The following is an 18,598-nucleotide window of genomic DNA, read 5'->3' on the forward strand; positions in this document are numbered from 1 at the left end:
TCAGGAAAAACCGATGGGAGAAGCTTAGAAGAATCTCTTCAGCAGCCCGGCGAAGCCGCGGCCGTGGCGGGCCTCATCCTTGCACATCTCGTGCACGGTGTCGTGGATGGCGTCCAGGTTCAGCTTCTTGGCCAGGGTCGCCAGCTCTTTTTTGCCCTCGCAGGCGCCGTGCTCGGCGTCCACCCGCATCTCCAGGTTCTTTTTGGTGCTGTCGGTCAGCACCTCGCCCAGCAGCTCGGCGAACTTGGCGGCGTGCTCGGCCTCTTCAAAGGCGTATCTCTTGTAGGCCTCGGCGATCTCGGGGTAGCCCTCGCGGTCGGCCACCCGGCTCATGGCCAGGTACATCCCGACTTCGCTGCACTCGCCGTTAAAGTTCTGGCGCAGGCCCTCGATGATCTCCTCGGGAGCGCCCTGGGCCACACCCACCACATGCTCGTCGGCGTAGGACAGCTCGCCCTCGGCCTGTTTCTTGAACTTCTCAGCAGGGGCGCCACAGACCGGGCACTTCTCGGGAGCAGCCTCGCCCTCGAACACATAACCGCAGACGGTGCAAACAAATTTAGACATTTTTCGTTCCTCCTACTTCAAAATGAAATTGTTGTTTTGATTGTTTTTCTGGGGTTTCTTACCATGGCTTAACTATACCACGAGCATCCACTTACGTCAATAGGTTTTGCGAAAAAAATAATAACAATTCTCATTTTTGTTTTGGGAGGCCCTTCCAGGGGACGGCGGGCCATGACTTCCGACCCTGCAAGTGGTACAATAGAGAGAGCCGGGAGAGGCGCCCCTGACGCCCTCCTCCCGCTGTCGATTTTAGAGAGATGAGGGGGACCCCGCCCATGCTTTCCACCCTGTTGGTGGCCGTCAACGCCAAGTACACCCACACCAATCTGGCGGTGCGCTATCTCGCCGCCTGTGCCCGCCGTGCCGGCGTAAAGGGCTGCGGCTTTGCCGAGTACCACATCAACCTGCAGCCCGACGAGGTGACCGCCGCCATCGCCCGCCTGGCGGGGGAGCGGGTGGCCTTTTCCTGCTATATCTGGAACCGCGCATTCATCGACCTGGTGGCCCGGCGGCTGCAGCTGGTCCGCCCCGAATTGCGCCTCTACTGCGGCGGCCCCGAGGCCGAGTGGGACCCCCAGTTTTTGGAGCAGCACCCCTGGTGCGACGGGGTGCTCTGCGGGGAGGGGGAGGGGGCTTTCCCCCTCCTCGCCGCCGGCCGGCCCGAGGGGGAGGTCCCCGGCCTCCTCTACTGCGCGGGGGGGAGCCTCCGCCGCAATCCCCCCGCGCCGCCCCTTCCCCTGGAGGAGCTCCCCTTTGTCTACGGCGAGGGGGAGCTGCCGCCCCACCGCCACATCTACTACGAGTCCAGCCGGGGCTGCCCCTTTTCCTGCCACTACTGCCTCTCGGGGGCCGGGGGGCGGGTGCGCTTCAAACCCCTGGAACAGACCTTGCAGGAGCTCGACTTCTTTTTGGAGCAGCGGGTGGTGCGGGTCAAATTTGTCGACCGCACCTTCAACTGCGACCGGCAGCGGGCCAGGGCCATCTGGCGCCACCTGATGGAGCGGGACAACGGGGTGACCAACTTTCACTTTGAGCTGGGGGCCGACCTGTTGGGCCCGGAGGAGGTGGAGCTGTTGCGCGCCGCCCGCCCCGGCCTCTTTCAATTTGAGATCGGGGTGCAGTCCACCAACCCCCAAACGGTGGCCTCGGTGCAGCGGGTGCACGACTTTGCGGCCATCTCCCGCGCGGTGCGGGGACTTTTGGCGGGGGAGAACATCCACCTCCACCTGGACCTCATCGCCGGGCTCCCCTTTGAGGATAAAAAGACCTTCGGCCGCTCCTTTGACCAGGTATATGCGCTGGGGCCCCACCAATTGCAGCTGGGCTTTCTCAAACTCCTCCACGGCAGCCGCCTGCGGGCGGAGGCGGGGGACTACGGCATCGTCTTCTGCCCCGACCTGCCCCCCTACGAGGTGCTGAAAACCCGCTGGCTCTCCTACGAAGACATCTGCGCCCTCAAGCGGGCGGAGGGGGCGCTGGAGACCTTTTCCAACAGCGGTCGCTACCGGGCGTCGCTCGCCTACCTGGCCGCCTGCCAGGGCAGCCCTTTCGCCCTCTTCTGCCAGATGGGGGATGCCCTGGCGGAGGAGCCCGCCCTCTCCCGGGAGGGGAAGCACGCCTTTCTCTGGCGCTTTGGCAGGGGGCGTCCCGGGGTCGACGAACAGCGGCTGCGGGAGGCCCTGCGGCTGGACTGGCTCTGCTGCGAAAAGCCCCGCAAGCGGCTGCCCTTCCTCGACGACAGCAGCCTGACCCCCCGCTACCGCCGCGCCGCCGGCGACTTCTTTGGGGACGGGGAGAAGGTCGCCCGCTACCTGCCCTCCTACCTGGGCGAGCACCCCGGCCACATCGCCCGCACCGCCCACCTGGAGGTGTTTGCCCGCCACCCCCTCACCGGTGCCCCCGGACCGGTGGCCATCGCCTTTGACTACCGGCGGCGGGATATCTGGGGCGGCGCTCGCTGGCAGGTGGTCCCCCTGGAGGGGACTGTTGGCACAACTGCCTAAAAACCCCGCCTGAAACAGGGCATTTCCCCAAAAAGGGCCGTCTCTCCTTGACCGGCCAAAAGGGCTTTTCTATACTAATATCGGAAAGTGAAAAAGGGGCCCCAGGGCCCAGAAGGGAACTGTCCATGCATTTAAACACCACCGGCGGAGAGACGGGGGTCACCAAGCGCGAGGCGCAGATTTTGACCATCCTCCGCAAAAATCCCACCATCTCCCACAAAGAGCTGGCCGAGCGGCTGGGCATCACCCGCTCGGCGGCGTCGGTCCACCTGACCAACCTGGCCAAAAAGGGAAAGATCATCGGCCGGGGCTACATCCTCGAACAGCCCAACTACGCCGTGGTCATCGGCGGCGCCAACATGGACGTCAACGGCTTCTCCTCCGGCCCCCTGATCCCCCAAAACTTCAACGCGGGCAAAATTCGCCTCGAGCCGGGCGGCGAGGCCCGCAACCTGGCGGAGAACCTGGCCCGGCTGGGGGTGGGGGTCAAGCTGATTTCCGCCATCGGCGGCGATGTTTTCGGCGAGAAGATCCTCGCCGACTGCCGCTCCCTGGGCATCGACGTCACCGGCTGTCTCATCCTCCCGGGGGAGAACTCCTCCCTCTTCATCGGCATCGTCAGCCCCGACGGGGAGATGGCCCTCGGCCTGTCGGACATGACCATCGAGCAGTGCATTACCCCCGCCTTTTTGGAGGGGCGCTGGGGCGCCCTGGCCGGGGCGAAGGTGATGTCTGTGGGCAGCGGCCTGCCGGTGGAGAGCATCGAGTACCTCCTCACCGCCTTTGCCGGCAAGGAGATCGTCGTCGACGCCGGGTCGGTGGCCAAACTGTCCTCCATCCGCCACCTGATAGGCGCCATCCCCACCCTGCAGCTCAACAGCGCGGAGGCCGAGTACCTCTCCGGCGTCGCCATCAGCACCGAGGAGGACGCCCTGCGGGCGGCCAAGCAGATCGGCCGGATGGGGCCCAAGCGGGTGGTGGTCACCATGGGGCCCCGGGGGGCCGCCCTGTCCACCGCCAGCAGCGAGGGGATCTACCGCACCCGCCCGGTCAAGCCGGTGAGCGACGCGGGGGTGGGCACCGCCTTTACCTCCGGCCTCTGCTACGGCCTGGCCTACGACTATTCGGAAGAGGACACCATCTTCCACGCCCTGGCCTGCGCTGCCCTCAATTTGGAGGGGGAGAGCGCCGTCAACCACAACCTCAGCCTCAAGAGTGTGCAGGACTTGGCGCAGCAGCTGAGCCGGGAACAGTGAGATTGCCAAAAGAGAGGGTCCAAACCCGCGGGGACAGCCCGGGGTCTGGACCCTCTTTTGTTTTTAAGTCAGCTCTTTCAGCTCCGCTCGCAGCCGCTCCAAAAGGGGCGCGCCCCCTTCCTCCAGCAGGTCGCCCAGCCGCTGTCCCTCCGCGCCTTGGCGGCGGTAAAAGGCCAGGATCCGCCCCACCGCCTCCACCAGGGCGCTTTCTGGCAGCGCAAACCCCAGCTCGTCGCCCAGGCGGGGGCGGCGGCCCATCATCCCCCCGACAAAGAGGAGGAACCGTCCCGCCTCGCCGGGGGCGGGGAGGATGCCCACATCCTGTCCGCGGGCCTTCCCCAGGCTGTTGGGGCAGCCGTAGACCCCGATTTTGAACTTTTTGGGCGCGGGGGTCCCGAAGAAGGCCCGGTCCAGTTGAAGGGCCAGCCGGTGGGTGTCAAAAACGCCCCGGCGGCAATCGGTCCCCTTGCAGGCGGTCACCGCCCGCACGGTGGCGCCGGTGCCCCCCCATTGCAGCCCCAGCTCTCCGGCCAGGGCCACCGCCTCGTCCAGCCGCTCGGCGGGGATGCGGTCGATTTCCAGGGTGCCCCGGCTGGTGGCGGTCACCCGCCCGCCGCCGCAGCGCTCGGCCACCAGGGCCGCCGCCCGCAGCGCGTCGGGGGTGAAGACCCCGCAGCTGCCCACCACCCGCAGGGCGTACCGGCCGCCCTTTTGGGGGAGTATCCCGTTTTGCACAGCGATCTCTCCTTTTTCTCTGCTAAAAAGTCTATATGCCCAGCTGGGCGAAGATGTCCCCCAGCCGCCCGGGCAGGTCCCGGGGGAGGGTGGAGCGGGCCGAACGGTCCGCCTGACAGAGGTCCCCCGCCCGGCCGTGGAGCCAGGCGGCGCAGACCGCCGCCACAAAGGGGGGCGTGCCCTGGGCCAGCAGGGCCGCCAGGATGCCCGAGAGGGTGTCGCCGCTGCCGGCCTTGGCCAGACCCGCCCCGCCGGTGGGGTTGACGGCCAGGGCCCCGTCCGGCCCGGCGATGGCGGTGTTGTGCCCTTTGAGCAGCACCACCGCCCCCCACTCGGCGGCCCAGCAGGCGGCGCAGGCCAGCGGGTTTTTGCCGATTTCCCCGGCGCTCTCGCCGGTGAGGCGGGCCATCTCCCCCAGGTGGGGGGTGAGCACGGTGGGCCCCCGCCGCTTTGCCAGCCACTGGGGGTGGCGGGCGAGGTGGTAGAGCCCGTCGGCGTCCACCAGCACCGGGCCCGCAAAGCGCCCCAGCAGTTCCCCCACCAGCTCCCCGACCCCCTCGCTGCGCCCCAGGCCGGGGCCGATGAGCAGGGCGTTGGCCCCCTCCACCCCCGCCCAGAGGTCGGTCAGGTCGCCGGGACAGAGTTGCCCCTCCTCGCCCCCGGACAGGGGGCGCAGCACCGTCTCCGGCGAGCGGAGGGAGACCAGTTGACAGACGCGCTCGGTGGAGCAGAGGGTCAGGTAGCCGACTCCCGTCCGCAGGGCCGCCTCGGCGGCCAGGGCGGCGGCCCCCCGGTAGAGGTCGCTGCCGCAGACAGCCGCCAGCCTGCCGTTTGTCCCCTTGTGAGAGAGGGGGGAGAGGGGGGCGAGCTGCGCCCGCAGGTATCCCTCGTCGGCCGCCTTCACCGCGCGGGTGAGGGCGGCCAGCTGCCCCTCTTCAATGCCGATGTCCAGCACGGCGCACTCCCCCATCCACTCCCGGCCGGGGCGGAGGAGGGCGGCCTGTTTGGCGGCGGCAAAGGCGGCGGTCAGGTCTGCCCGCAGGGCCCCGTCGGCCACCAGGCCGGTGTCCGCCTCCACCCCGGAGGGGATGTCCAGTGCCAGCACAAAGGGGGCGGCTCCCCGCGCCCAGGCAAACAGGGCCCGGTGAAAGGGGTCCAGTTCCCCCCGAAAGCCGGTGCCGTAGACCCCGTCCACCAGCAGGTCAAAGCGCTCCCCCTGGGGCACCTGCTCCAGCGGGGTGGGAGAGACCGCCCCCGCCAGGTTTTGCAGGGCCTGTTTTGCCTCGGCGGTGCGGGGGGCCCCGTCGGTGAGGTAGAGACAGACCTCGGCCCCCGCCCCTGCCAGCAGCCGGGCCATGACCAGGGCGTCGCCCCCGTTGTTCCCCCTGCCACAGAGCAGGCAGACCCGCCTGCCCGGCAGGGAAAATCGCCCGGCCAGCAGCGAGAAGGCCGCCTGCCCGGCGTTTTCCATCATCTGGTAGTAAGAGAGCCCCGCCGCGTCGGCGCGGCGCTCCGCCTCTTTCATGGAGGCGGTGTCGATCAGCTTCACAAAAAATCCCCCCTGTGCGGCAACTTGGTACCAGTATAGCACAAGGGGGTGGGGGTTGTCAGTCGTCGGGCAGGGCGTTTTGGCAGATGTTGAGGGCGTCCTCCACGTGGTAGGGGGCGCTCTGGTGGGAGCCGGGCGCCCCTGCCGTCACCAACAGGTAGCGCCTGTCCCCCTTTTGCAGCAGGGTGGCCAGGCAGAGGCCCGCCTCTTCGGTGTAGCCGGTCTTGCCCCCCAAAATCGCCCCGCCCCCCAGCTGGGCGGGGATCCCCACATCAAACAGGGTGCTGGTGAGGAAAAGGCCGTCGGGGTGGGCCGAGCTGGGGGCGGTGGTATAGCTGTGGGCGGTAAAGACGCGGCAAAACGCGGGGTTTTGCAGGGCGCTGTCCAGCAGCAGGGCGATGTCCGCCGCGGTGCTGTAGTGGTCGGGGTGGTGCAGCCCGTCGGCGTTGACGAAGTGGGTGTCCTCCATCCCCAGCTCCCGGGCGCGCCGGTTCATCCGCTCCACAAAGGCCGGCTCCGAGCCGCTGACGGCGGTGGCGATGCCCAGGCAGGCGTCCGCCCCAGAGGGGAGGAGGGCGCCGTAGAACAGGTCCGCCACCCGCACCTCCTCGCCGGGGAGGAACCCGGCCATCGAGGCGTTTGCCGCATAGAGGGGCTGAAAGTTTGAGGGCAGGCGCACCGCCGCGTTCCAGTCGGGAAGGGCCTCCATCCCCAGCATGACCGTCATGATTTTGGTGAGGGAGGCGGGGTAGATGCGCTCCTTCCTCCGCTGGGAGAGCAGCACCTGTCCGCCCCCGCACTCCACTAGAAAGGCGACCGGGCTGTAGAGCTCCAGGGGGTTGTCCACCCCCCGGTCGTCAAAGCGGGGGGCGCTCTGCACGGGGGTGGGGCGGGGATGCGCGTCGCCCCCCACGGCGCGCAGGGCCAGCCCGCCCCCCAGGGCCGCCAGCAAAACGGCGGCTGCCAGCAGCGCTCTCCCTCTCCTCTTCTTTCCCTGTCTTGTCATTGGCAATGCAGCTCCTTTCTCCCCTCCATCAAACCAGAAAAGAGCGGGGGGCACTTGAACTCTTTCTGGCGCATTTCTTGAGAAGTGATGGAGAAAACATTGCAGTTTTGAAAGAAATGGAGCCGCGGGGGGGATGGCGGTCCGCTTTTTGCGGGCGAGGTAACAAAAAAAGCCCCACTGAAAGATGTGGGGTCAGCGCGCAGTGAAATGCGCCAGATGAGCTCATACGGGCAAAAGAAGGGGATAGGGAAGCGGCTATTTGGCTAGAACTATATGATGTAGAGCAGACGGCATCCGTACTGTGTCGTCTTAATGACTGTTATGGTTTTTTGGCAAGACAATATGCTTTGAATATGAGGTATTGTGGAAAACTACTTGCCTGCGGGGAATTGTAGTATATGCATCGAGACAAAGAAGGAGGGCGAGGCATCTGCCTCGCCCTCCTTCTTTATTGGGAAAGAGCGGCCCCTCACAGGCCCCGCTCTTTTTTGTACTCCAAAAACTCCTCATAGCTGCCCTGGCGGTCGAGAATGCCGTCGGGGCGGATCTCGATGATGCGGTTGGCCACCGACTGCACTGTCTGGTAGTCGTGGGAGGCAAAGAGGAGGATGCCCCCAAAGCTCTGCAGCCCCTTCTGCACCGCGGTGATGGATTCCAGATCCAGGTGGTTGGTGGGCTGGTCCAGCAGCAGCACGTTGGCCCCGCCCAGCATCATCCGCGAGAGCATGCAGCGCACCTTCTCGCCGCCGGAGAGGACGCTCACCGGCTTGTACACGTCGTCGCCCGAAAAGAGCATCCGCCCCAAAAAGCCCCGCAGGTAGGTCTCGGTGGTGTCCCCCAGGGAGTACTGGGCCAGCCACTCCACCAGGTTTTTGTCCTCCCCCTCGAAGTAGGCGGTGTTGTCCTGGGGGAAGTAGCTGCGGCTGGTGGAGACCCCCCACTTGAAGCTGCCGCCGTCGGGCTCTTCCTCCTCGGTGAGCACCTTGCACAGGGCGGTGAAGGCCAGGTCATTTTCGCCCACAAAGGCGATTTTGTCCCCCCGGTTGACGGTGAAGCTGATTTCCTGCAGGGCGGGCACCCCCTCCAGCGATTTGGAGAGGCGGTCCACCGTCAGGATCTCCTTGCCCGGCTCCCGGTCCATGGTGAAACCCACAAAGGGGTACCGGCGGGAGGAGGCGGGCATCTCCTCCACCGTCAGCTTGTCCAGCAGCTTCCGGCGGGAGGTGGCCTGCTTGGCCTTGGACTTGTTGGCCGAAAAGCGGGAGATAAAGTCCTGCAGGTCCTTGATCTTCTCGTCCCGCTTGCGCTTTTGGTCGTTTAGCAGCCGCTGCATCAGCTGGCTGGACTCATACCAAAATTCGTAGTTGCCCACGTACATCTTGATTTTGCCGTAGTCCACGTCCACCATGTGGGTGCAGACCACGTTGAGGAAGTGCCGGTCGTGGGAGACCACGATCACCGTGCCCACAAAGTCCAGCAGAAAGTCCTCCAGCCAGTTGATGGCGTCGATGTCCAGGCCGTTGGTGGGCTCGTCCAGGAGAATGATGTCCGGGCGGCCGAAGAGGGCCTGGGCCAGCAGCACCTTGACCTTGACCTTTTCGGCCAGGCCGGCCATCCCCTCGTAGAGCAGCTCGGCCGACAGGCCCAGCCCCTGCAAGATCTGCTGGGCCTCGGTCTCGGCCTCCCAGCCGCCGAGCTCGGCGAACTCCCCCTCCAGTTCGGAGGCGAGGATGCCGTCCTCCTCCGAGAAGTCGGGCTTTTGGTAGAGCTCGTCCTTCTGCTTCATGATTTCAAAGAGCCGGGGGTTGCCCTGCAAAACGGTGTCTAGCACAGTGAACTCGTCGTAGGCAAAGTGGTTTTGCTTCAGCACCGACATCCGGGTGCCGGGGGGAATGATGATTTCCCCGGTAGAGGGCTCCAGCTCCCCCGAGAGGATGCGCAGGAAGGTCGATTTCCCCGCGCCGTTGGCCCCGATGATGCCGTAGCAGTTTTCGGGGGTGAACTTCAGATCCACATTTTTAAAGAGATTCTGCCCGCCGAACTGCAGGCTGACATTTTGTACGGTAATCATAAAATCCTCCGCGTTGGCATACTCCTCGGCATCCGCCGACGGTTGCCATTCTACCATATACTGCCGCAAAAAAACAGGGAAAATTCCCAAAAGGGGGCAAAAAAACTTGTTCCCCACGCCGCTTTTCAGTATACTGGATACATTGGAGTACCGACAGGCCGCCCTCTGCCCACCCGGCGGAAAGGGCCGCCTGAAAATGGAGGTTTCAGAGATGGACACCAGATATTGCCCCACCTGCGGCGCCGTCGCAGAGGTGGGGGCCCGCTTTTGCCAGACCTGCGGCGCGGCGCTGGACGGCAGCACCCCGCCCCAGGACCCCAGCGCCGCCGCCAACCGGCCGGCCTACGCCCCGCCACCCCCGCCGCCGCCCGCCACCTATGTGGGCGACCCCTGTGCGGGCAAGCAGGCGCAAAATGACCAGCCAAACTACCAGTACCCGCCCTCGCCCCCGCAGCAGCCGCCCTACCGGCAGATCCCTCCCCAGCAGAGCGGCCAGTCCCCCTACCAGCCGCCCCAGCAGATGCCCTACCAGATCCCGAGACCCCGCAAAAACAGAAAGAACACCACCCTGACGCTGGGGATCGTCGGGTTGGTCTTTTCGGTTTTGCTGCCCATCGTCACCTACTGCTGCTCCATCCCCGGGCTGGTGATGGCCGGGCAAAACCCCTATACTGGGGAGAGGGACACGGTGGGCAAGGTCCTCAACATCGTGGCCATCTGCGTGGCTGCGCTCAACTCCCTCGCCGCCGTCATCAGCAACCTTGTCCGCTAGACTGGGCAAAAGCAAAGGGACCGGACAGTCGTCCGGTCCCTTTTTGTGCGGCAATGGCAGGCTGTGCCGGCCGTTCAGGGGTCAGTGGCGCTCGCAGTTGCAGCTGTAGTGGCAGTCGCAGGTGGGGCAGTTGTCCTTGATGATCCCATGGACCAGGGCCGCCAGGGTAAACAGCATCATGAAGGCGAAGGCGCTGGCAAAGAAGAGGAGGATGATGGCGGCTACGCTCGCCACTCCCGCAACCGCCACGATGGCGGTGAAGAGGGAGAGGATCAGGGCGCCCAGAGCGGAGAAGAGGAAGCAGGGCAGGTAGCCGCAGATGCTGTCGGAGAATTCGCAGTTGTCGCAGCAGGGGCGGTGCAGGGCGAAGACCAGCAGCAGAAGCAGGGCAATGGCGGAGAGAACAGCGATAAAGCCCAGCGCCACATACACCAAAACAGCGGCGATGCCCGTATAGTAGAGAGCTGCAAAGATGGCGCCCAACACTGCGCTGGCGAAGGCCAGGAAACCGCAGATGTATTTGGAACGGTACACGGATAGACACTCCTTTCAAGCAGACGAACAAATCTCGTGACGATCTGGTCACGCTCCACTATATGTTCGCCCGGCCCGAATGGTGTGACTACTCCTGCGCCCGCCCCAGCCGCCCCAGCAAAAGGGTGGCGGCGCACCCGGCTGTCAGACAGACGAGGCCGGTGAGGGCAGCCCCCCAGCCGCCGGAAAAGCCGGGGAACACCTCGGCCACCGAACCCAGCACAAAGCCGATAATCAGGGCGTAGGTGAACTGGGGCCGCCGCTCCATGGCCCTGTCCAGCAGGGAGGTGGTGGCGAGGATCCCCCCCACCAGCCCCAGGGCGAGGGGGAGGAGAAAGGGAAGGTAGAGCTGACTGACCGACGAGAGGGCCACCTGGTAGAGCCCCAGCAAAAGCAGCACGTGGGAGGCGCTGATGCCCGGCAGCACCAGGGCCACCGCCACCACCGCCCCGGCCAGAAAGAGGAGCAGGGCCCCCTGGAGCGAGAAGCCCTCGCCAGGGGCGAAGAGGCCGTCGGGCACCAGCCGCAGGGCAAAGACCAGCCCCAGACCGAGGGCGGCCCCGGCGAGGCAGCTGGGGGTGGGGCGGCGGATGCCCGCCTGCCGCCACAAAACCGGCAGGCTGCCCAGGATCAACCCCGAGAAGAGAAAGAGCATGGGGTCGCCAAAGCGCTCGGTCAGGTAGAGGACCGCCTTGGAGAAGAGCAGCATCCCCCCCAGCGAGCCCAGGCAGAAGACCAGCAGGAAGAGCAGGCTCTGCCGGCGCTTGGCGCCCCGATCTTTGGTCAGGCTGCTGATGGCGCGGATAAGCCGGCTGTAAATGCCCAGAATAATCGCCATGGTCCCCCCACTCATCCCCGGCAGGAGCATGCTGCTGCCCACCACCAGGCCGGAGAGGAGGGTGGAAAGTCCCTCTTTGGTGCGTTTCATCGTCTCGCTCCTATTTTCAGAAATTTGTACCAGTGTAAAAAAGGCGGGGGCAAAAGTCAATGCCCGCAGCCAGTTCTCCGCCCTGGTGGCGGGGGTGCGGGCCGGGCGGAGCCGCCGCTCGGCGGGGGGCCCTGTAAAATTTGTGTCAAGTGCGGCCACCGGGCGCTTGGCAGCAGCCGGGCAAAGGCGATTTTCCCCCTTTTGGGGTGGATTTGGCCGGGAATGGTGCGCCCGGAGAGCGGGAAGACCTTCTCCCTTTCGCTGCCTTGCCGCCGCACCGCCGGGGAAGCCCGGCCGGTTGTTGGCGTTGGGCCGCTGTTTCGCTATAATAGAATCATCTTGTACCATTTCTCCCGGCCGCTCCCTGTGGGGCGACCGCGGACAGCGGCCGGACGGGCCGCCCGCCCACCGGGCGGACACTATTTGACCCATCAAGGAAAGGGAGCGGATATGGACTCCGACAGTAGTCTTTTTCTCAGTATTGCCATTTTGTTGGTGCTGATCGCCACCAACGCCTTTTTTGCCATGAGCGAAATTGCCGTCATCTCGGTCAATGAGGCCAAGGTGCAAAAACTCGCCGACGGGGGGAGCAAAGCGGCGGGGAAGTTGCTCTTCCTCACCCACACCCCCTCCAACTTCCTCTCCACCATTCAGGTGGGGATCACCCTCTCGGGCTTTCTGGCCTCGGCCGTGGCGGCGGACAACTTTGCGGGGATGCTGGCGGACGCCCTGTCCTTCCTGCCGGTGGACCGGGGCATCCTGCAGGGCGGCTCCCTGGTGCTCATCACCCTGCTGCTGTCCTATTTCACCATCGTCTTTGGCGAGCTGGTGCCCAAGCGCATCGCCATGCGCAGGGCCCAGGCCGTGGCGCTGCGGGTGGCGGGGGTCATCTCCCTGTTTTACCGCATCGCCCGCCCCTTTGTCTGGCTGCTGGCCCAGTCCACCAACGGCATTTTGCGGCTGTTGGGCCAAAAGCCGGGGGAGGACGAGGAGGAGATCACCCCCGAAGACGTCCTTTTGATGGTGGAGACCGGCGCCAAAAAGGGCGTGTTTGACGGCGATGAAAAAGAGCTCATCGAGAACATCTTCGCCTTTGACGACAAGACGGTGGGCGAGGTGATGACCCACCGCACCGACGTGAGCATGGTGGAGGACAGCGACGATATCGCCGCCGTGAAGGAACTGGCCAGGCGGGAGGGGTACTCCCGCATCCCGGTCTACCACGAGACGGCCGACGACGTGGTGGGCATCCTCTACGTAAAGGACCTGCTGGACGACTCCAAGCAGGTCGAAAAGGCGGCCGACTGCATGCGCGCCCCCATCTATGTGCCCGAGAGCATGCTCTGCAGCAAGCTGCTTCGCACCTTTCAAAAGGAAAAGGTCCACATGGCCATTGTGGTGGACGAGTACGGCGGCACCGCCGGCATCGTCACCATGGAGGACTTGCTGGAGGACATCGTCGGCGACATCGCCGACGAGTACGACAGGGAAGAGGCCGACTGCCAGGAGTTGGCGCCCGGCCGCTATCTCTTCGCCGGCTCTATTGAGCTGGAAGAGGTGGAGGAGATCCTCGGCATTGCGCTGGACTACGGGGGCGAGTACGACACCCTGGCCGGCCTGCTCATTGAAGAGCTGGGCTACATCCCCCAGCAGGGGGACGCCACCGTCCTCCCCCTGGGAGGGGGCTACTGCGCCCGGGTGGCGCGGATGGAGGAGCGGCGCATCGACCGGGTCTTGGTCTGGAAAGAGGAGCCGCAGGCCCAGGCGGCCGCCGAGTAGGCGCGCCGGCAGAGAGAAAAAAGAGGGGGCAGCCACCCGTGGCTGCCCCCTCTTCCTATTTGAGGCCGCTTCAGTCAAAGACGCTCACCCTGGCCCTTAGGGTGTTGCCGGCAAGATCGCTCGCCTCCAGGGTGTACCCGCCGTTGGGAAGGGCGTAGAGGAGGGCTTCCCCCTCCCGTCCGACCGGCTGGTGTTCCGCCCCATCTGCCCCGGTAAGGCGCACAGAGGCCCAGTCCACCCCCGCGCCCTCGTCTGTCAGGGGGATGCGGGTCCGCCCGTTTTGGCGGGCGACTGCGCCCACCAGCGGGGGGGAGCAGTCCAGATTTTCCACCCAGAGCTGTGCCTCGGCCGTCCGCCCAATGGATGAGCGCAGGGTCAGGGTGTAGCTGCCGTTTTGGGGCAACAGGGCGAGAAAGCGGCCGTCTGGCTGCCGCTGGGCGGGGTAGATGGCGCCGTCCTCCCCGGCGAAGGCGGCGGTGGACACTGGGCCCGCCGTCGCCACCGTCACCGGGCAGGGGGTGTTGCGCCAGCCGCGCTCTCCCTGTGCCCACTGAATTCGGGGTCTGGACCCGACCCCCAGACCCAACCCCACCCCGGCGACGGTGAGAACGGCCGCTGCCGCCCAGCGGAGAGAGGCCCCCTTTTTGGGGGCGGAAGTTCCGGGCGAGGGGGAGAGCCGTCCCATCGCCCGGGCCACGGCGGGCCCCACGAATACGCCGGGAAGGCCGCCCATCTGCTTTTGCAGGGAGGAGAGGGCGCGGCCGAGCAGTCGCTGCACCGTGCTCACCGAGCAGTCCATGACCTGGGCCATCTGCGCGAGGGGGAGCTTTTGGCAGTAGCGCAGCAGCACCGCCTGGCGCTGGTCGGGGGGAAGGGCGGCCAGGGCGCCCAGCAGCCGCTCCTGCTCGTCCCGCCCCTGGGTGGCCTCTTCCGGCTGCACCAGCTCGTCCACATCGGGGATGGAGGCCAGGCTCTCGTCCTCCCGCAATTCGGGCTGGCGGGTCTGCCGGCGGAGGATGGCCAGGCAGTTGAGGTAGGTAGCCCGGTTGAGATAGGCCACTAGGGCCTGGGGCGAGTGCAGCTGTTCCCACTTTTTCACCAGGGTCAAATAGCTCTCCTGCACCGCCTCTTCCGCCAGGTCGGGCCGGACCAACATCCCCAGCGCCTTTCGGTACTGAATGGGCGCGGTGGCCCGGTAGAGTTCGTCAAAGGCCTCTCGGTCGCCTGCTCTGGCCCGGTCGAGCAGTTCTGCCAGCCGGCGGTGGCTCAGTTCCCGCATCGCGCTATCCCCCTACTAATTTGATAAAATTGGCCTTATTGTAACACGAAAATGCCGTTTTCCAAAGGGCAATTTGACAATTTTCGCGCTGTAAAAATTTTCTGCTGAATTTTGCAAAAAATCTGACCAACTTGCGGGGGATTGTGACGCTTACTCTTGATAAGTAAAAAATAGGAGGAGCGATGGGCGATGCGATATAAAAAGAGACGGCGCCTGGCAGCCCTGGGGCTGGCCACTGTGGTGGCACTGGGGGGACTTGCCTTTCCCGCTGTCCTGGCGACGGAGACGAAAGACGACAATTTTGTGGGCAGCTTCAACCTGAAGGATATTTTTTCCGATAATGACCCGCACTACACCCCGCTGGAGATGGACAAAAATGACATCTTCTTCAGCGACCCGTCGGGCCACCCGGACAGGAACGAGGTGGTGGCGCACAATACCAGTTTTATGTCTCAACTGACCTTGGTGACCAGCAAGCGGAAAATCTCGCTGAAGGCGAGTTGGCAGATGGCCAGCAAGTTCATCATGAAGAGCGGCCCCACCGCGACGGAGACGATCTTCAAGTACTCCATCCACGGCCTGGTGGACAACAGCCAGCTGCTCATCGAAGCGGTGTTTCTAAACGGCAGCTCTGATCTGACCCTCCGCTTTCGCAAGTGGAACAACATCAGCGCCACCATCGTGGCGACCTACGACTCAAAGGTGATTCCGGCCGCCAAGGTGGTGGACGGTACCCCCATCGTCCTCTCTTACAACGCGGCGACGGGAACGCTTACCTGTACATACGGCGACACCTCCATCTCTTTGAAAAAAGACCAGTGCGACGTGCTGCAGCAGGACAGCTCCTACCTCAGGCTCTGCGGACAGACGACCTGGAGGAAAGAGTCGGCGGTGCCTACCTCCATGGTGCGCGCCCAGTTTGAAGAGGTCAAGTACACCAAGTACAACCCGAAGTTTGTGGAGACCACCATCCTCAACAGCAGTGGGCAGCCCATGAGCGAGGAGGAGAAAAGGCAGGTGCAGGATGGGGACATCGTCACCATCCGGGCCAAGGTGAACAACACCTTTGTGGGCGGCGATCCGGTGCCGGTTCACCTCAAGCTGGCGGACAGCGCCGACTACCCTACCGCCATGCTCAACTTCGACAGCAGCACCTGGGCCACAGGGGAGACGCAAGAGGTAAAGGTGGACGGACATGTGGTGAACAACGTCAACATCACCGGGACCGGCATCCCCCTCTCCTGCAAACCCGGCGGAACAGAGGTCACCTATCGGGCCAAGGTGACAAACCCAGAGGGCAAAGCGGTGACCATTGGCCAGATGATCGAGGACGACTTCTTCTTGTCCAAACAGTACTCCAAGACCGAGCTGGCCCCGGCGGTGCCCCTGGTGCCCTACGACCCGGAGAAACCGGCGGAGGAGCAGGGGACGGCGGGGAAGGACTACCACTTTACCCGCACCCCGGCCAACCAAAACGGATGGAACAACAGCCCGGTGGAGGTGGTGTTCTGCCCCGGGGACTTTGACCAGTTCGAGATCAAAGAGGGGGCGGATTTGGCCGCCACCCTGGACCAGGCCACCCCCAAAAAGGTCTACGGCGAGGAGACCGGGGGGACTGAGACGGTCTACCAGGCCAAAAACAGCGGCACCAAAGAGGTCTCCACCACGGTGAAGGACCAGGTGAAGATCGACGCCACCGCCCCCACCCTCTCCGTCTCGGGGAAGACCCTCACCCTGACCGACAGCCTTTCAGGCGTCTGGAAGTTGGAGCGGTACGACGCCAAGACCGGCCGCTGGGTCGGCGCCAAGGCCTTTGCCCTGACCGACGGCAACGGCGCCGCCAGCCAGACTTTTGCCGTCGCCCAAAACGGCAAGTACCGGGCGGTGGACGCGGCGGGGAACGCCTCTCCCCCTCTGGCAATCACCGTCAACGACCCGCCCTCGGTGGACCCCAGCGACCCCAGCGTCACCCCCTCCGACCCAGAGAAGGAGGTGGATGAAAACGGCCTGGTGCACATTACCATCCGCGACCACATTCAGGAGATCATCGACCGAGAGGCCCCCCTCTACGGTGGGCGGTTCACAGTGGAGGAAGCCCAAAAGCTGTTTGACAGCCGCTACGGCTTCTCCTCCCATATTCCCGGGGACACCGGCCTGACCTATGCCTACGCCATCACCCAAGACGGGAAGGACGTCACCGGGGAAGGGGTGGACGCCACCCAGGCGGGCAGCTTCACCGTCACCTGCATCGCCACCGATGCGGACGGGAACACCACCACCGTCATTCTCACCGACACCCTCATCGACCGGGACGCCCCGCCGGTGGTGGACTGGGGGGAGGACCCCGACCCGCCGGTGGGCCCCTCCTTCGACCCCCTGAAGCCCCTCCCCAAGCCGGCGATCAAAGACGACCCGGAAACGGGGAAAAATCACGCCCACCTCTACGACAGCATCACCGAGGTGGTGGACACGCCTCCCGCCTACAGCGGCAGGCTGACGGCCCAGGTGGCGACAGAGATACTGAAGGGCCGCTACCAGTTCGGCAGCGCCCAGGGGGACGGGGTCCTCACCCGCGGCCCGGTCGCCGTGACGGCGGGCGGAAAAGACATCTCCACCGCGGGGCTGGACACCTCGAAGCCCGGCAGCTGCGTCATCACCCAGACGGTGACCGACAGCCAGGGCAACCAGACCACCGTTCACCTGCAATATACCTTTGTGGGCCAGGGGGTCCCGCCGGTGATCGAGTACGACCCCAACGACCCCACGGTGGAGCCGGGGAGCCGGCCCGACGGCCCGGAGGTGGTGGAGGATTGGCAGAGCGGCACCAAGTACGCCACGGTGAAGGACAGGCTGGTGCAGACCGTGACCGTCCCGCCCCTGTCAGGGGGCTGGCTAGACGAGGGGGAGATCCGCAGTCTCCTCTCCGGCCGCTACCGGTTCACCTCGACCCAGCCGGACGGGGGGCTCAAAGAAATCCGCTTTGCCGTGACCCAAAACGGCAAGGCGGTGGGTGGGATCGACACCACCAAACCGGGGGAGTACGTTGTCACCTACACCTTAGAGGACTCCTCCGGCAACCGCACCACCCTCTTTTTGCAGTTTGTCCTGCAGGAGGGAGGGGCGTCAGCCGACACATTGCCCGACGGCAACCAAGATGGGCAGGGGGGCGCCCACGACAACGGGTCCGACGGCGCTCCGCACACCGGAGAGGGGCCACAGGGCAGTTTGGGGAACGGCTGTCTGCTGCACTGGCTGGAACTGGCGGGCCTTCTCCTCTGCCTGACCCATATGGCCTTCCGGCTGCGGGGAACTTGCCCGCGGGAGAGGGGAGAGGCGGCGCGCCTCTCCTGGGGCGACAGCGGCTTTCTCTCGCTGATGGCGGGGGCGGCGCTCTACCTGGCGGCGCTGCACAGCTGTGCGTGGGACCTGCCATTGGCGGCGCTGTGGGGAGCAGTGGTGCTGGCTGATTTGGCCCTGCTGGCTGGTCGCACACAGCGGCGGGGAGGGACAGCGCGCTGACTCGCCGCAAAAATTTGAGGTGAGAGCGGTCCCAGGCGGTCGATGACTGGTCATCGACCGCCTTTTTGTGCAGTTTTTTGTCGATTGGGGACGGCAAAATACACCAAAACAGAGAAAATAAAAGCAAAACGGAAAAAAGTGACCGTTTCGCCCCAACTTTGAACACCTATTGTTAGAGAAGTGACAAGGGGGTGATTCGGCGGTGACCTTTCAACAGGGGACAATTTCATCTCTTACCGCGCAATTTTTCGGGGAGGGGTGCCTAGTGCACTGGCTGGCCCTGTTGGGAATGGCCGTCTCCCTTGCCTATCTGGCGCTGCGCTTTTGTGGCACCCGCCCCCGCAGAGAGGGGGAGGGGCTGCAGTTGCCCCTGGGGGACGGCTGCTTCCTCCTCTTTTTGGCGGGAGTGGCGGCCATCCTCTACTCTGCTCGTCGCTGCGGGCTTGACGGGGGTTTGCTGACCGTCTGGATGGGGCTGCTTGTGGCGGAGATGGGGCTCCTCACCTGCCGCAGAGAACAGGACTGGACTTTTTAAAAGGCGAATTTTACCCAGACTTTACAGAGGGGCCTTGCAATTGGGCGACGGCTTGTGGTATTCTT

At 64.9% G+C, this 18,598-nt stretch carries 14 protein-coding genes; 6 read left to right on the top strand and 8 right to left on the bottom strand.

The genetic code is table 11. The annotated features are described in order from the left end of the window. Positions 1–24 precede the first annotated feature (24 nt). Positions 25–567 carry an NADH peroxidase gene (locus ACTNAU_RS06640; RefSeq protein WP_021658517.1) on the bottom strand — a complete coding sequence of 181 codons (543 nt, stop codon included), beginning with the start codon at positions 565–567 and terminating at the stop codon, positions 25–27. Positions 568–842: 275 nt separating this feature from the next. Here ACTNAU_RS06640 and ACTNAU_RS06645 point away from each other — a divergent pair, with 275 nt between their 5' ends. Further along, a complete protein-coding gene (locus ACTNAU_RS06645; RefSeq protein WP_441097936.1) occupies positions 843–2,570 on the top strand; it encodes a DUF4080 domain-containing protein in 1,728 nt (575 codons plus the stop codon). Between the two features lie 125 nt (positions 2,571–2,695). Then, the gene (locus tag ACTNAU_RS06650; RefSeq protein WP_256136358.1) at positions 2,696–3,826 is read left to right on the top strand and encodes a PfkB family carbohydrate kinase; all 1,131 of its coding nucleotides are present in this window, start codon (positions 2,696–2,698) and stop codon (positions 3,824–3,826) included. Positions 3,827–3,889: 63 nt separating this feature from the next. Here the strand turns inward: ACTNAU_RS06650 and ACTNAU_RS06655 are convergent, their stop codons facing one another. The 4 genes from ACTNAU_RS06655 to ACTNAU_RS06670 all read right to left on the bottom strand — a co-directional run bounded on the left by ACTNAU_RS06655 (position 3,890) and on the right by ACTNAU_RS06670 (position 9,187). Then, positions 3,890–4,561 carry a hypothetical protein gene (locus ACTNAU_RS06655; protein WP_441097937.1) on the bottom strand — a complete coding sequence of 224 codons (672 nt, stop codon included), beginning with the start codon at positions 4,559–4,561 and terminating at the stop codon, positions 3,890–3,892. A gap of 31 nt (positions 4,562–4,592) precedes the next feature. Further along, positions 4,593–6,110, bottom strand: a complete 1,518-nt coding sequence (locus ACTNAU_RS06660) for an NAD(P)H-hydrate dehydratase (protein ID WP_441097938.1) — start codon at positions 6,108–6,110, stop codon at positions 4,593–4,595. A 58-nt stretch (positions 6,111–6,168) separates the two neighbouring features. Further along, a complete protein-coding gene (locus ACTNAU_RS06665; RefSeq protein ID WP_185914921.1) occupies positions 6,169–7,116 on the bottom strand; it encodes a D-alanyl-D-alanine carboxypeptidase family protein in 948 nt (315 codons plus the stop codon). Between the two features lie 469 nt (positions 7,117–7,585). Next, on the bottom strand, positions 7,586–9,187 hold the full coding sequence (locus ACTNAU_RS06670; RefSeq protein ID WP_185914922.1) for an ABC-F family ATP-binding cassette domain-containing protein: 1,602 nt from the start codon (positions 9,185–9,187) through the stop codon (positions 7,586–7,588). Positions 9,188–9,398: 211 nt separating this feature from the next. On the opposite strand from ACTNAU_RS06670, the gene ACTNAU_RS06675 reads away from it, so the two are divergent. Then, on the top strand, positions 9,399–9,959 hold the full coding sequence (locus ACTNAU_RS06675; protein ID WP_441097939.1) for a zinc-ribbon domain-containing protein: 561 nt from the start codon (positions 9,399–9,401) through the stop codon (positions 9,957–9,959). A gap of 81 nt (positions 9,960–10,040) precedes the next feature. On the opposite strand, the gene ACTNAU_RS06680 is transcribed toward ACTNAU_RS06675, so the two are convergent. Continuing rightward, complete coding sequence (locus ACTNAU_RS06680; protein WP_185914924.1) at positions 10,041–10,493, bottom strand: hypothetical protein; 453 nt, start codon at positions 10,491–10,493, stop codon at positions 10,041–10,043. Positions 10,494–10,581: 88 nt separating this feature from the next. Continuing rightward, positions 10,582–11,853, bottom strand: coding sequence for a DUF368 domain-containing protein (locus ACTNAU_RS06685; RefSeq protein WP_441097940.1), 1,272 nt, complete (start codon positions 11,851–11,853; stop codon positions 10,582–10,584). A gap of 63 nt (positions 11,854–11,916) precedes the next feature. Between ACTNAU_RS06685 and ACTNAU_RS06690 the strand changes: the two genes are divergently transcribed. After that, the gene (locus ACTNAU_RS06690; protein ID WP_441097950.1) at positions 11,917–13,200 is read left to right on the top strand and encodes a hemolysin family protein; all 1,284 of its coding nucleotides are present in this window, start codon (positions 11,917–11,919) and stop codon (positions 13,198–13,200) included. 70 nt (positions 13,201–13,270) lie between these two features. On the opposite strand, the gene ACTNAU_RS06695 is transcribed toward ACTNAU_RS06690, so the two are convergent. Next, complete coding sequence (locus ACTNAU_RS06695) at positions 13,271–14,479, bottom strand: RNA polymerase sigma factor (protein ID WP_441097941.1); 1,209 nt, start codon at positions 14,477–14,479, stop codon at positions 13,271–13,273. Between the two features lie 189 nt (positions 14,480–14,668). Between ACTNAU_RS06695 and ACTNAU_RS06700 the strand changes: the two genes are divergently transcribed. Further along, positions 14,669–17,998, top strand: coding sequence for a hypothetical protein (locus ACTNAU_RS06700; protein ID WP_441097942.1), 3,330 nt, complete (start codon positions 14,669–14,671; stop codon positions 17,996–17,998). A gap of 265 nt (positions 17,999–18,263) precedes the next feature. Continuing rightward, positions 18,264–18,533: a hypothetical protein gene (locus ACTNAU_RS06705; protein WP_185914929.1), complete on the top strand. Its 270-nt coding sequence runs from the start codon at positions 18,264–18,266 to the stop codon at positions 18,531–18,533. Positions 18,534–18,598: the final 65 nt, after the last annotated feature.

Source organism: Bittarella sp. HCP28S3_D9, assembly GCF_052065655.1.
Lineage (GTDB): Bacteria > Bacillota > Clostridia > Oscillospirales > Ruminococcaceae > Bittarella > Bittarella massiliensis.